The 15,044-nt window shown below is 33.2% G+C and carries 13 protein-coding genes; 7 read left to right on the forward strand and 6 right to left on the reverse strand.

What is annotated here, in order from left to right:
• Nucleotides 1-81 precede the first annotated feature (81 nt).
• The 3 genes from DK508_RS07360 to DK508_RS07370 form a co-directional block, all read right to left on the reverse strand.
• A complete protein-coding gene (locus DK508_RS07360; RefSeq protein WP_109300107.1) occupies nucleotides 82-444 on the reverse strand; it encodes a methylglyoxal synthase in 363 nt (120 codons plus the stop codon).
• A 27-nt stretch (nucleotides 445-471) separates the two neighbouring features.
• Nucleotides 472-1,458, reverse strand: coding sequence for a 6-phosphofructokinase (gene pfkA, locus DK508_RS07365; protein ID WP_109300108.1), 987 nt, complete (start codon nucleotides 1,456-1,458; stop codon nucleotides 472-474).
• A gap of 86 nt (nucleotides 1,459-1,544) precedes the next feature.
• The gene (locus tag DK508_RS07370; RefSeq protein WP_109300571.1) at nucleotides 1,545-5,966 is read right to left on the reverse strand and encodes a translocation/assembly module TamB domain-containing protein; all 4,422 of its coding nucleotides are present in this window, start codon (nucleotides 5,964-5,966) and stop codon (nucleotides 1,545-1,547) included.
• 81 nt (nucleotides 5,967-6,047) lie between these two features.
• Here DK508_RS07370 and tsaD point away from each other — a divergent pair, with 81 nt between their 5' ends.
• The 3 genes from tsaD to DK508_RS07385 all read left to right on the forward strand — a co-directional run bounded on the left by tsaD (nucleotide 6,048) and on the right by DK508_RS07385 (nucleotide 9,321).
• Entirely contained in the window at nucleotides 6,048-7,070 is a 1,023-nt protein-coding gene (gene tsaD / locus DK508_RS07375; protein WP_109300109.1) for a tRNA (adenosine(37)-N6)-threonylcarbamoyltransferase complex transferase subunit TsaD, read from the forward strand.
• A gap of 332 nt (nucleotides 7,071-7,402) precedes the next feature.
• A complete protein-coding gene (locus DK508_RS07380; protein WP_109300110.1) occupies nucleotides 7,403-8,107 on the forward strand; it encodes a 16S rRNA (uracil(1498)-N(3))-methyltransferase in 705 nt (234 codons plus the stop codon).
• A gap of 71 nt (nucleotides 8,108-8,178) precedes the next feature.
• Nucleotides 8,179-9,321 carry an esterase-like activity of phytase family protein gene (locus DK508_RS07385; protein ID WP_109300111.1) on the forward strand — a complete coding sequence of 381 codons (1,143 nt, stop codon included), beginning with the start codon at nucleotides 8,179-8,181 and terminating at the stop codon, nucleotides 9,319-9,321.
• A gap of 18 nt (nucleotides 9,322-9,339) precedes the next feature.
• Here DK508_RS07385 and DK508_RS07390 read toward each other — a convergent pair whose 3' ends face one another.
• The gene (locus DK508_RS07390; RefSeq protein WP_109300112.1) at nucleotides 9,340-10,236 is read right to left on the reverse strand and encodes a PD40 domain-containing protein; all 897 of its coding nucleotides are present in this window, start codon (nucleotides 10,234-10,236) and stop codon (nucleotides 9,340-9,342) included.
• Nucleotides 10,237-10,347: 111 nt separating this feature from the next.
• A complete protein-coding gene (locus tag DK508_RS07395; protein WP_109300113.1) occupies nucleotides 10,348-11,067 on the reverse strand; it encodes a thioredoxin family protein in 720 nt (239 codons plus the stop codon).
• Nucleotides 11,068-11,111: 44 nt separating this feature from the next.
• On the opposite strand from DK508_RS07395, the gene DK508_RS07400 reads away from it, so the two are divergent.
• Genes DK508_RS07400 through DK508_RS07415 form a run of 4 tightly spaced genes read left to right on the forward strand, consistent with a single transcriptional unit; the run spans nucleotide 11,112 to nucleotide 14,560 of the window.
• A complete protein-coding gene (locus DK508_RS07400) occupies nucleotides 11,112-11,756 on the forward strand; it encodes a DUF4159 domain-containing protein (RefSeq protein WP_109300114.1) in 645 nt (214 codons plus the stop codon).
• Complete coding sequence (locus DK508_RS07405) at nucleotides 11,756-12,271, forward strand: TrmH family RNA methyltransferase (RefSeq protein WP_109300115.1); 516 nt, start codon at nucleotides 11,756-11,758, stop codon at nucleotides 12,269-12,271. The genes DK508_RS07400 and DK508_RS07405 overlap by 1 nt, the downstream gene beginning before the upstream one ends.
• A 12-nt stretch (nucleotides 12,272-12,283) precedes the next feature.
• The gene (locus DK508_RS07410) at nucleotides 12,284-13,372 is read left to right on the forward strand and encodes an AI-2E family transporter (RefSeq protein WP_109300116.1); all 1,089 of its coding nucleotides are present in this window, start codon (nucleotides 12,284-12,286) and stop codon (nucleotides 13,370-13,372) included.
• On the forward strand, nucleotides 13,373-14,560 hold the full coding sequence (locus DK508_RS07415; protein ID WP_109300117.1) for an SAM-dependent methyltransferase: 1,188 nt from the start codon (nucleotides 13,373-13,375) through the stop codon (nucleotides 14,558-14,560).
• Here DK508_RS07415 and DK508_RS07420 read toward each other — a convergent pair.
• A complete protein-coding gene (locus tag DK508_RS07420) occupies nucleotides 14,557-15,036 on the reverse strand; it encodes a hypothetical protein (protein WP_109300118.1) in 480 nt (159 codons plus the stop codon). The genes DK508_RS07415 and DK508_RS07420 overlap by 4 nt on opposite strands.
• Between the last annotated feature and the right edge of the window lie 8 nt (nucleotides 15,037-15,044).

A 15,044-nucleotide genomic window follows, 5' to 3' on the forward strand; every position in this document is an offset into this window, starting at 1 on the left:
CCCAAATTTGGCGTAACATGGTGCAATAATAAAGCACGCCAGTTTCATTTTTCGATACTGAGAAAAGTTTTTTGAAGAATTTTAAATACTTTTTAAAAGTAACTCTGCGGTCGCAGGATTTGTAGCAAGAGGAACATTATAGACATCACACAAACGCATAAGCATAAAAATATCGGGTTCGTGAGGATGCTTAGCCAATGGGTCTCTAAAAAAAATCACCATATCCACTTTGTTTTCGGCCACATCTGAGGCAATTTGTGCATCTCCGCCCAATGGTCCAGAAAGATATGCAGAAACCTCGAAACCAGCTCTCTTTGCCTTTTCGCCAGTAGTACCTGTAGATACTAATCGTATGTTTTTGGAGTGTAATATTTCTTGATGCTCATTTAGAAATTGAACCATTTCGGCTTTTTTACCATCGTGTGCGATTATGGCTATTGTCATAAGAAAACGTTTTAACGATAATTTGATTTATGTAGAAAGTATATCTGAGATACGTAGTAGCTCCTTATTAATTTCATGAGTTCCTGAGAGTCCATCATCAAAGCTTGTTGTTGCCACTTTATTATTAATAAGTCCTACCATAACATTTTTTTCACCGTCGAGCAGCAACTCTACAGCTTTTACACATAGCCTACTTGCCAAAGTTCTATCAAAACAACTTGGCGAGCCACCACGCTGCATATGCCCTAAAACCGTAACGCGCACATCATAATCGGGGAGGTTTTCGGTTACATAATCAGCTAATTGATACACATTTTTACCGATTTTATCTCCTTCGCTTACCACTACAATACTCGAGGATTTACCCGAGCGCTTACTTCTTTTTAAAGACTCTAATAAACGATCAAGTCCCAAATCTTCTTCAGGAATTAGAATTTCTTCGGCACCAGCTCCTACACCACTATTTAATGCTATAAAACCAGCATCTCTACCCATGACTTCAATAAAAAATAGTCTATTATGAGAACTCGCCGTGTCACGTATTTTATCTATAGCATCGATCACAGTATTTAATGCTGTATCATAACCAATAGTAAAATTAGTGCCTGCAATATCATTATCAATGGTGCCAGGAACTCCTATCACAGGAATCTCATACTCCTGACTAAAAATTTGCCCTCCTCTAAATGTACCATCTCCTCCTATTAACACCATAGCATCCACACCAGCTTCAGTAAGATGAGTAGCGGCTTTTTTTCTTCCCTCTGGGGTTCTAAAATCTTCTGATCTGGCAGATTTTAATATCGTACCTCCTTGACTGATAATATTACGAACACTCCTTGCATTCATTACACAATAATCTCCTTCGATCATACCCTGATATCCTCTGTAAAAGCCTATACATTTTACATTATAATAAGCACATGCTCTTGCCACAGCACGAATTGCCGCATTCATACCCGGAGCATCCCCTCCTGAAGTCATAACTCCAATAGTTCTGATCTCTTTTGCCATTCGGTTTTCTTGTTAAAGTGTATTAGTATTCCTAATTGTAGTATAGCATTTAAATAGTACATCACGAAAATAATCATCGTAGATTACTAATTCTTTTCTGTAAAGTTAATAAAATTAGGCGTTTCTATTTTTGTTGTATCTACGGGCTTTACAATAGAGTCTTTTACTTTTTTATTTTTAAAGACCTTTTGCCAAAGTTCTCCGAAATTATCAAAATCTACTGAGTATGACAACCCTACTCCTTGCTCATAACCTTGATTTGCAGTACCAATAAATTGGATATCATTTTGTCTGTTAAAGATTTTACCTCTCAATGATCCATCTTCATTAAAAAGATACTCTATCTCTACATCACCTACCACCGAAGATTGATCTTCGCCTCCCAAAGGAACTCCTACTCTACCATTAATAAGGATTCTATTATTAATCTGAGTAGAAAGTGTAAGACCAAATTGATCTGCATTTTCTTGATCCAAAGTACGCACACCTTGCACATAATTAATACCTACCTGAACCTTATCGTCTTTACCAGAGAACAATCCATTAACCAAACTCGAAGCTCTTTCTACTAAGCCTCCGGTTAGACTATTCGCATTTAGGTTTCCGCTATAGAATTGCCCTTGAGAAACCAATGATAACGCCTGGATCTCTTTGGTAGCCTGGTCGCTTAATTTATAATCTAATTCACTTTTCACAACCGAGCTTAAATTAGGAAACTCAATATCAAAAGTAAGGTCTGGCTGCGTTAATTCTCCTTTAAGATCAACAACCACCTCAACTGGTATTTTACGGTTTATTGAAGCATTTTCTAGTAAAATAGCTGGGTTAGTTTCTGTTTTATACACTGCACTTAGATCCAATACCGCTCGTGTTGGGCTTCCGTCCCAGTTAATTGTTCCTCCATCACGTACCGTAAATAGTTTTTCTACAAAAGCACCGTATCTAAAATTATAGGTTCCTTCATAAGCCACAAAATCCCCCCACATATTAAATTTACCATTAGTGTTAATTTCGATAAGTAGGGTTCCTGCACCTCGACCTTTTAAAGAGCTTCCGTTTTCTTTATTGATTACAATTTCAACTTCGGCATTATCATTTACATCCAAATCAAAATTTAACTCTAATCCTTTTACATCTTCGAGTATTATTTCTTTACCCTCTAGTCGAGCTCTTTTCTCATCAGGGCTTAAAAAATGTATATACGAGTTATCACCTATCGATTCTGATTCATTAAGAGGGATTTTAAAAACTGTGCCTTCTTCGGTAGTAGCATTTACATCAATCACCAACCCATTAGTGGGTCCTGTTATAAAAGCCTCCCCACTAATAAAACCAGTACCATAATATAATGATTCCTCATCTTCTTCAGTATCCAAAACTAATAACCTCTCATTAGCCAAGAGCTTTAAACCAAGTTCCCATTTTGAAAAACGTCGATGACCAATAAATCCGGATAACACTCCTTTGGTGTCGTATTTTGAATCGGTAACATTAACATTATCAAAATTAAATCGCTGTTTTTCAAGAATAATCTTTGAGTTTTGTGCAAAATCTAAATCTACATTCAAATACGGAACCATCAAACCCGCTTGATCCAAATACATAGCTCCATCAATAGAAGGGTTTTTATAATTACCCGATACCTTGGCATTACCTGAAACAAATCCTCTAATATCTGATATTACAATTCCGCCCAAAGCACTAAACTCTGAGATATCAAATTTATCCAAATCTACATCTACATCTATCGTAGAGTTTTCTTCTGAAACATTTATCGAACCCAGAGCAGATAGTGTTCTATGGTTTTTGTCATTAACTAATGTTGTATTAATATTATACTCGGTAAGATCGGCATTACCTGCCAGGTCCATTTTAAGTTCGCCCAATAGTGTTTGATTAATCGATAAATTATTGATCGCTATTGTCGAATTGGGAAAATATGCTCCTTCTTCTTGTAATACTGTCAACTCACCGTCTACCGTACCACCAAAGTCTAAACTATCTATTCGCGGTGTAATTTTTTGCAGATCAACATTATCAAATGTGGCCTTTAAATTTTTATAATCCTTTCCTCTGGTAACTCCATTAATTCTGATTTCTTCATCTTGATAATTTAATATGATTGATTTTACATCAATATTAGTGAAGTCGTTATCAAAAATAATTTTGTTTTCGTCTTTACTTTTATTGCGATTAGCATACCATGTATGTCCCTTATAGGTGAAATCAGATTTTCTAAAACCAACAACAGAATTGTTTTCTTCGTTAATCGTATGATAAAATTCTAGATTAAAATTATCCTCATTATTCTTACCTCCTCTAAATTCTGAACGCATAAACAAGGTATCCTTTAACGTTACATTAATGAGACTAAACTCAGACACATCATAATATTTTGAATCAATACTATCGACTGCAACGAACGTATTAAAAAGAGGATTTTTATTATCTACCTGTATATCTACATCTTGCATTAAATTATCGAATGCTTTTATCTGAGGAGATTTAAATGTGAGTTTAAATTCTGATTCGTTACTTTCTACTCTACCTTTAATAATAGTATTTGGTGCAAATTCAATTTCTGGAAAAAACACATCTACAATCTTATTGTAGATACTAAAATTAAACTCCATAAATTCATTATCGGTAATCTCGGTTGCTTCAAAATTGGTATACAAGCTTCCTATTGAATTTCGAAAAAGATCATACACATTTTCAAACCTAAAAATTCCTTTAACGCTACCCTCTACTATATCTGGGCTATTAATATCGATGGTACGTACATTTTCAGTATCAAAGCTAGAAGTAACATCAAAATCTTCAAAATAGTAGCTCGTATTTTGATTCGTATATAATGTCTTTTTAAAAGATATCGTACCAAAAGCATCGTTGATTCCTGTACCTTTCATATTCATAAGGACATCACCTTTAAAAACTGAAATACTATCTCTTGTAAATATATTTAATTGATTAAGGTCTATATGATCTACATTGGCTGCAAAATCATAATTATGTACTTCTTCAGAGAGGTCTGCTACCCCGTTAAAACTAAACTTTACATTAGGATCTTTGGAGTCTAATTTACCGTCAAACACTCGATCTTTTAGATTCCCTAATGCTTTTAGGTTAGAATAGGCATACCCATTAAATTCAAGTTTATTGATATCCCCTTCAATCTTAGTATTCAAACTCTCTAATGTAAATCCGCTTCCATCAACTTGAATATCAAAAGATGCATTCCCAACAGATTTCGCTCCCAACAATTGCCCTACATTGAAATTATTAGAAATAATATTACCATTATAAGTAGATGTTTGAGTATCATCTAGATTTTCTAATAAAACAAAAGCGTTAATTTTGCCTAGTTGAGAAAAAAGATTCATATCCACATCTACAGTTTTTGTGGTTACTGTAGCTTGCCCTGTTGCTTTAACACTCCCAAATTGATATAATTGCCTAGGAAGCGATTTACCTAAAACATTAGGCATAAGATTTACCAGGTCATAATAATTGGTAGTTAGATCATCAAAATCACCTTCGAGTTCAAATTTTGTGGCGTCCGCTACTGCATTTTTAATTCTTATATTTCCTTTAATAATAGATCTGTCTAATCCCGTAATATCAGCATTAACCACTCTAAAGTCATTAAGAACTCCTCTAATAGAAGTATTTTTTAATCTTAAATCATGTTCTCTTGCAAAACCACTATAGAAAGGGATCAGATCATTTGTAGAAACGGTCGCTTTATCAAAGTCTGCTGTAATATTCACTTTGTTTTCGAAATCATCTAATCCGCCAACTGCATATGAAAACAATATCTCTCCTTGAATTTTGGAATCCGGTGTTTCGATTACCAATTCTTGAAAAGTCATTTCTTCTGGTTTTATTGAAAAACAGGTACTAAACTTAGAAATATTTAACCCTCTTTGATCTTTAAAAGCTAATGCGTTAATATTTAGATATACATCTGGGCCATCGACCATAAGGTTTTCGGCATCCAAAGTAATAGCACTATAGTTAATAACGTTTGGGTTACGAAGGTTTTCATTAACAAAACTATATACACCTTGATCAATAGAAATGTTTTTGGTGGTTAAAAGAAATCTTTTTCCTGATGGCGGCTTGTTAGAATTAAATTTTCTAACGAACGTCATTAAGTTATCTGATTTTTCGTCTTTATAAATTCTCATTTTAAAGATCAAATCCTTGATAGTAACATCCCCCAATTCTGGCGTCCCTGCAGAGATTTTACCTAGGTTAAGAATTGAACTCTCAATACTACCAGCATACAACAACGTATCTTCATGATGATCTTTTATAAAGATTTCTTTTAAACTTACTTTACCGGCATATGTTAATCCAATCCTACCAACAGTAATATCTACACCATAATCATTGTTAATTCGATTTGTAATTTTACCTCCAAAAAACGTCTGCACTCCTGGTATGGAAAACACGATCACTGTAAACGCAAAAAGTGACAAAAGGGTAAGAAATACCCTTAACATTATTTTCCTAAATTTTTTGATACGTTTTATTGTTTTAACTTTGTTGACAATATTAACAATTTCTATGCCCTTTTCCTCATAATGAATCCACAAAAAATATACATTCTTGGTATTGAATCTTCTTGCGATGATACCTCTGCGGCTATATTATGCAACGGAAAAGTTTTATCAAATGTTGTTGCCTCTCAAAAAATACACGAACAATATGGCGGTGTAGTCCCCGAACTAGCTTCGAGAGCGCACCAACAAAACATTGTTCCTGTAATTGATCAAGCCATACAACAAGCCAATATTACTAAAGAAGATTTGAGCGCTATTGCATTTACAAGAGGACCTGGATTAATGGGATCTCTCTTGGTAGGTACATCGTTTGCTAAGTCTTTGGCCCTTGCATTGGATATCCCATTAATTGATGTTAACCATATGCAAGCTCATATCCTTGCACATTTTATTGAAGAAGAAGGTTATGACACCCCTGAATTTCCTTTTTTGGCCATGACTATAAGTGGTGGACATACCCAGATAGTAACTGTTAATGATCATTTTGATATGACAGTGATTGGCGAAACTATCGATGATGCCGTTGGAGAAGCCTATGACAAAAGTGCCAAAATACTTGGATTGCCTTATCCCGGAGGTCCTTTAATAGATAAATATGCACAATTAGGAAATCCTAAAGCTTTTCCTTTTCCTAAACCAAAAGTAGGAGATTTAAATTTTAGTTTTAGTGGTCTTAAAACTGCGGTGCTATATTTTATTCAGAAAAAAGTAAAAGAAAATCCTAATTTTATTGAAGAGAATCTAAATGATATCTGCGCTTCTTTACAATATACGATTGTTAATATCCTTATTGACAAATTAAAAAAAGCATCAAAACAAACCGATATCAAAAGCATTGCTATCGGAGGTGGTGTATCGGCAAATTCTGGTATCAGAAAAGCTTTAAAAGAGGGAGAACAGAAATACGGATGGACAACCTTTATACCACAATTTGAATATACCACAGATAATGCCGCTATGATAGGTATTGTTGGTTATCTGAAGTTTTTAAAAAATGATTTCGCTGATATGAGTATTGTGGCCAAAGCCAGAATCAAATTTTAATACAAACCTTTATCAAAATAAAAAAAATAGTTATTTTTTTTTCTTAGGTGATGTTTTAAAATATTTCCTTCTTGAACTAATTTTATTATACAAAACGACTAAAACCACAAATAAGGCTAATATTAAAAACCCTCCTCTGCCAGTTAAGTACTCGAATATCTCCATAATTCTATCGTAATTTATGGATTAGTAGTTCTCATGGCAAAAAACTTACGCTCTCCTCTTTAAGAAAAATTTAAAAACAATACTATGTCTATCATATTGTACACGAAAACTTTTGAGATAAAACGCTAACTTTACCACGTTTTAAGTTTTCTAAAAGAATACACCAAATGCAGTTATTTTATAATAACACACTAAACGAATCAAGTACAGTTTTAAAATTCTCACGAGAAGAAAGCAAACATATATCCAAAGTGCTTAGAAAAAAGGAAGGTGATATACTGCACATTACTAATGGAAAAGGTCATTTATTCAAAGGTCATATTACACTTTCTACTCCGAATCAATGTGTAGTATCAATTTCTTCGTATACCACCCAGGAACAAAAGCCATACAAACTTCATTTAGCCGTTGCTCCTACAAAAATGAACGATCGATATGAGTGGTTTTTGGAAAAAGCAACAGAAATTGGAATTGATGAAATCACACCAATACTATGCGACCATAGTGAGAGAAAAGTTGTAAAAACAGAACGGTTTGAACGAATTTTGCAAAGTGCAATGAAACAATCGCTACATTGCTATTTACCTAAACTAAATTCTGCTGTTTCGTTTTCTAATTTTATACAGCAAAATAATGACGATCAATTGCTTATTGCTCACTGTGAAGATGAGCAAAAACAAACACTAAAAGATACACTATCCCTAAAGACAAACATTACCATACTAATTGGACCAGAAGGTGATTTTTCTTCAAAAGAAATTGAAATTGCTCTAGCATCAGGATATAGCCCTATTAGTCTAGGAGAGTCTAGGTTACGTACAGAAACAGCCGCTATTGTAGCAGTGCATAGCGTAGCTTTTATGAATTCTTAGAGATACGAAAATCCCTTAACATAATTATCCAGGTATAAGTCATATATTTATCACTCAATATTTCGTTTTTTATGATACATCTATTTAAGAAAACATGTATTCTTGCTTTGCTATTCACAAGTTGTTCTTCGAATAATAATAACACCGATAGCACACCAATAGTAGATAATCAAAATACGATTAGTGCTATTGAATTTATTGATGAATTTGTTATTCCCGTTCAAGAAATTAATGGAGTTCCCATAGGTGGATTATCAGGGATCGATTACCATAACAACAAGTGGTATTTAATTTGCGATACTTCGGTACCACCAATTAGATATTATGAAGCGGATATTGCATATACCAAAGATGGCTTTAGTAATGTAGCTATCAATACCATGGTTGAAATAAAAGATGAAACTGGAGCTCCGTTAGAAACCGGAATAGTGGATCCCGAAGCGATACGATTTGATACTGTATCTGGTACAATTTTATATACCAGTGAAGGCTCTATAGTAAACAACATTGATCCTGCATTACTAGAAATATCAACCAACGGAAATCAAATTAAAAGTTACACGCTACCAGATAATTTTAAAGCGAATAACAGTGATGACACAAAAGGTCCTAGACATAATGGTGTTTTAGAAGGTTTATCATTAAGTTATAATACTGAAGGATATTGGGTTTCTTTTGAATTACCTCTTACCGAAGATGGGCCCGAACCAACTACTGTCGATACTCAATCACCTGTAAGAATTACCTATTTTGATAAAACAAGTGCCACTGCGCAACGGCAGTTTGCTTATGAATTGGATCCTGTAGCCAGAGAAGCTACTCTAGGGACTACTTTTGAAGTAAATGGCTTAGTCGAAATTATAGAATATGATGAAAACAAATTTTTAACGTTAGAACGTTCTTTTGCCTCAGGTTATTTAGACGGAGGTAATAATGTAAAAATCTATAAGGTAGATGCCACAAATGCCACAAACACTTTGACCACAGAAACCTTAACTAGTACTACAGTAGTACAGGCCGAAAAAACATTACTTTTTGATTTTGAAACCATTCGAAGTCAGTTAACAAATAATACCGTAGATAACCTTGAAGGAATCACGTTTGGTCCAAAATTAGCCGATGGAAGTCGAACCATTGTAGTGATATCCGACAACAATTTTAATTCTTTTCTCCCACAATTAAATCAATTAATTGCGTTTAAAGTAATTCCGTAATCGGGATCATACGACCAATTATTTTAATGTATTCAAAATAGGTTCAATATTTACATAATAGATATCACCTGGTGGACGAACATTTTTTTCTTGCTTAGGAATGATTCCCGGTCGTTCTGAGGTAAAGAAAAGTGTTTTTTGATCTTTACTCAAACTAGGAGCAAAATCTGCATATTCTGAATTTACTTGCAATCCCAGGTTAATAAGTTCAGACCACGCTCCGTTATTATTCCAAGACACAAATAAATCTGGTGAACCATTACCTTCTGGATCACGAGCAGCAACAATAAGAAAGGTTTCATCATAAGATATACAAGGATTACTAGCATAAATTGATTTTCCGTTCAATTTCAACTCTATACTTTTTGATGATTGATAGCTACCTTTTTTATATTCACTTCTTACAATACCTCTCTTTTCTCTTTCTGACACAAAATAAGCATTCCCTGTGGTAGTCATGGTAACAAAAATATCTGTTGAGTCTGAATTAAAAGGTGATCCAGGGTTGATAGGTTTAGACCAACCATCTCTAGTTTTCTTAACGTACCAAGTATTATACACTCCTTCTTTTTTATGGGTACCTACTGGTCTTGTAGAACTAAAATATAACCTATTTCCATCGGGCGTTACAAATGGATCAACATCTCTATATTGGCCATTAGAAAATGGAAGATCTTTGGCTGCAGACCAATGTTTTCCATCATATAAAGAGTACATGATTTTCATAGTAGATCGATCTGCCGAAGTTCTATTAAAAAAGACTACATTTTCTTGAGCATTAAGTGTACTCGCAAACTCAGGAGCTTCAGTGGATATTTTTCCTTCGCCAAAAATTTGGGCCGTATCAGGAGCTTTCATTTTTTGTTTACACGAAATAAAAAGTAAACAAAGACTTAATATAACAGTAATTTTCATGTTGATTTTATTTTTGATGATGCTTACCAATACAGATATGTATTAGACTTGCATTCAAAATACATCAAAATTACTTTTCAAAAGGTTAACTTTATGCCAATTACAATTATTTTAAATTTTGGCTATTGTTGCACCTGTAGTTCTTAAACCGCTATCTTGTGTGTATGCTATAACCGAAAGCTTATCATTTTTTGAAATCCACTCTGGTATCTTAATCGTTACTTTTCCTGCATTTTCTTTTTCAACTCTACGATTAGCAACAATATTACTGTTTTTTAATACTCGATTACGATTTTCTCCTCGGGACACATCAGTTGTTCTTTCAGAAACCACCAAGGCTAATGTAATTGTATCAAAATCATTCCCTTCGACTTGATAATTTAACTGTACAGCTTCACCTTCTATTTTTACATCATGTAGTACAATCGCATTATTTGCTTTTGATTTTGAATATTTCTGCAATGCATCATCTGCTTTATATCGATTAGAACCTGTAAAATGCTCACTTCCGTTCACTACCAACTGCGGTGTGTAGATTGAGCGACTATTAAACTTAACTGCATATTCTCTTTGATAGTCGCTATACGATGCTGTACTAAAAGGATCTTTCCAACCTAATCTGTTCCAATAATCAACATGATAAGATAATACATATACGTTTTTATCCTCATAGGATTTCCTAATATTATCTAGTAATCTATCTGCTGGCGGACAGCTACTGCATCCCTGTGAGGTAAACAATTCTAATACAACAATCGACTCACTATTATTTTGCGCATTTAGTGATATCGAAGCTATAAGCGTTAATACAATCAAAAGCTTCTTTTTCATCTGTTTTATTTTAGTATTTTTAGACTTTATTTTAGACGAAAATTATGGGTAAACTTACTGTAGGTATTTTCATTTTTTTATTTTCTGTTTCCAATTATAGTCAGGATATAGCCATTTTACAATACAAAGGAGGTGGAGATTGGTACAGTAATCCAACAGCCTTACCTAACCTCATCCAGTTCTGTAATCAAAACATAAATACTGCAATTAACAGTAAACCTAAAACCGTAAAACCAGAAAGTATTGATATATTTCAGTACCCTTATTTACATATGACTGGGCATGGTAATGCATTCTTTACAGAAGAAGATGCCGAAAACCTAAGGAATTATCTTATTAGTGGTGGTTTTTTACACATTGATGATAATTACGGGATGGAGCCATATATACGAAAAGAATTAGTGAAAATTTTTCCAGAAAAAGAATTAGTAGAACTCCCTGTTACACATCCTATTTTTTCTTCTAAATACAATTTCCCACAGGGCTTGCCTAAAATCCATGAACATGATGGAAAACGCCCGCAAGCACTGGGAATTACTCATGAAGATAGATTATTGGTTCTCTTTACTTTCGAAAGTGATCTTGGTGATGGTTGGGAAAATGCCGAGGTACATAATGATCCTGAAGAAGTACGTATAAAAGCACTAAAAATGGGAGCAAATATTATCAAATATGCTTTTGAGAATTAATGAGTGAACAACTACATCATCATAATACTTCGTTTAACACAAAACAATTTCCGATAACACTTATTTGTGATCGAGTAAATTCTCCCGCAAATATTGGTAGCATATTCAGAATTGCAGATAGCTTTGGAATAGAACAAATTTATTTTTGTGGAGAAGATATTAGCATCATAAGTAAACGTATGCAACGTACTGCAAGATCAACTCACGAATTTGTTCCTTTTACTCAATCAGAAGATATCACGGATGTAATTAATCAATTAAAAAAGGAACAGTATTTTATTATTTCTTTAGAAATAACTACCAATAGTATTCCTATTTCTGAATACCAATTAGCATCCCCAAAAAAAGTTGCACTCATTATAGGAGAAGAAAGTTTTGGCGTTTCTGATGAGGCACTAGCATTATCCGATCAAAACCTACATATTAATATGTATGGAAAAAACAGTAGTATGAATGTTGCTACCGCTACAGGAGTTGCATTATACGAAATGACGAAACAATTATCAAACACTTAATATCTTTGCTTTATGAATTCTAAAACAATAGCATATGGTATCCTAAGAGCAATAGCCCTTATTGTTGGTATTTTAGGGCTGTTATGGTTTTTATACAAAATCCAATCAGTTCTGGTATATATTGCTTTTGCCGCCGTAATTTCATTAATGGGTAGGCCATTGGTTTCATTCTTAAAAAGGAAATTAAAATTTAATAATACACTGGCTGTTATGTTCACCTTATGTATTACTATTGGTCTCTTTTTGAGTATTTTCACATTATTTGTTCCTATTGTAGTAGAGCAAGGGCAGTTAATTGGAGAAATTGATGTAAATAGCATTGGTGATGATCTAGATCGCCTTAATCAAGAAATAAGTGATTATTTCAACATCAAAAAACTAAGTCTTTTGGAAGTCATTAGGAAAACGGACCTCATGCAATTTTTTGACTTAAAAGCTGTACCTAATGCTATAAACTCTTTTTTAAGCGGTTTTGGTGCAGTTTTAATTGGAGTCTTCTCCGTATTATTTATTTCTTTTTTCCTATTGAAGGATAGCCTATTATTAGAAAATAGTATGTTGGTTTTTGCAAAAAAAGAAGATGAAAATAAATTCATGAGAGCCTTTACTAAGATCAAGGATTTGTTGTCTCGTTATTTCGTGGGTCTATTACTACAAGTACTTATCTTATTTGTGCTGTACACTATATTACTACTCATATTTGGTGTTCATAATGCTATAGCCGTCGCACTAATAGCAGCAATTTTAAACCTAATACCGTATGTAGGTCCTTTATTTGGGGGTGTGCTAGTATTAATCCTGGCCACAACCAGTAATTTGGGATATGATTTTTCTTCCGTAATACTACCAAAGTTAAGTTACATTCTTATAGGTTATTTAATCATTCAATTAATTGATAATTTTATAAACCAACCTTTAATTTTTGGTACTAGTGTAAAATCGCACCCGTTAGAAATTTTCTTAGCTATTCTTATTTTTGGATTATTATTTGGGATTGGAGGGTTAATCGTTGCAGTACCTTTCTATACTGCGATTAAAGTAATCGCTAAAGAGTTTTTATCAGAGTATAAAATTGTAAAAACGTTGACTAAAGACTTGTAATTGAATTCTAACCTATTACATAAAAAAGTACAGGAGTATATTTTTGAAAAATCAAATACTACTATTGATTTAAGCAAGTTGATTTTAAGTAAAAGTCCTTTTGAAAACATTTCTTCTAAGGAATTGGCACAACAAATTAGCGGAAGATTAAAAGTAAAACAAAAACTTCCTACTTGGCATACCCAAAGTGGTATCTATTATCCACCAAACCTTAATTTGGAGCAAACCTCTTCTGAGGTAACAGCTTTGTATAAAAGTAAATTAATATCCGGAGAAACATTAATTGACCTGACCGGTGGTTTTGGGATTGATGATTATTTTTTTTCCAAAACATGTAATAAAGTTATTCATTGCGAACTCAACTCCGAATTAAGTGAGATCGCATCGCATAATTTCAAAATTTTAAAATCTAATAATATCACCCCAGTTTTTGGTGATAGCATTGACATTCTAAAAAAACTAGAACAAACCGATTGGATATATATTGACCCTTCGAGAAGGCATGATCATAAAGGAAAGGTTTTTTTTCTTGAAGATTGTTTACCTAATGTTCCCGCTAATCTTGATCTTTTTTTTACTAAAAGTACATCTATACTCATAAAAACTTCTCCTCTGCTCGATTTAAGAGCCGGAATCAACTCTTTACAACACGTAAAAGAGATTCATATTGTGGCTGTACAAAATGAGGTTAAAGAATTATTATGGGTCTTGGATAAAAATTTTAATGGCGATATCATCATTAAAACGATAAACATTCGAAAAAAAGGAAATCAAGAGTTTTCGTTTTTACTAAAAGATGAATCCAATGTTTCGGTAAGTTATTCATTACCAAAAAAATATCTTTATGAACCCAATGCTGCTATTTTAAAAAGCGGTGGTTTTTTAAGTGTCGCGAATAAACTTAATGTGGATAAGCTTCATTTACATTCGCATTTGTATACCTCTGATCAAAAATTTGATTTCCCGGGCAGGAATTTTGAAATCCTATCCGTATACGCATACCAGAAAAAAATTATTTCGAAAATTGGTATTAAAAAAGCCAATATCACTACACGAAACTTTCCAGAAAGTGTTACTAGTCTTAGAAAAAAATATAAAATTAAAGACGGTGGAGAGGACTATCTATTTTTTACTACAAACAATGAACAAAAAAAGATAGTCATACATTGTAGAAAACTACTCTCTTAAGGCTTGGTAAAAACCGTAGAGTGCGACATATATCCCTCGATATATATTTTTAGTTCGTTTGGAGAGCTACTTTCTACATTATTAATCAAAAAGATTCTATCCTCATCAATGTTTTTATAATATCCAGCTATTTTTGGAGCATTAGATTGAATACTCAATCTAATCATTCTTAATTCTATATTATCAGGTTCAGATAATATAGCTTGATCAATCATCTTTTTTCCTTTATTAAAATAAGACAATTTTGTAAAAGGGTTCCAAGCAAAAGAGGCTTTTAAAGCAAGAGCCGCACCATGATAACCTTCAAAAATAGCGCCATCGTTTTGTGTTGCCTTCTTTGTTAATTCATAAAAATGATCTGCTTTTTCTTTAGAAGCATTACAATACTTATAAGAATCACGTATTTCTTCAACAGTAACTACATCACTAGAAAAAAACATAGAGATCATTACAAAGGCAATAGATAAAATTTTCATGTAAAGGA

The sequence above is a fragment of the Aquimarina sp. AU474 genome (genome assembly GCF_900312815.1).
GTDB lineage: Bacteria > Bacteroidota > Bacteroidia > Flavobacteriales > Flavobacteriaceae > Aquimarina.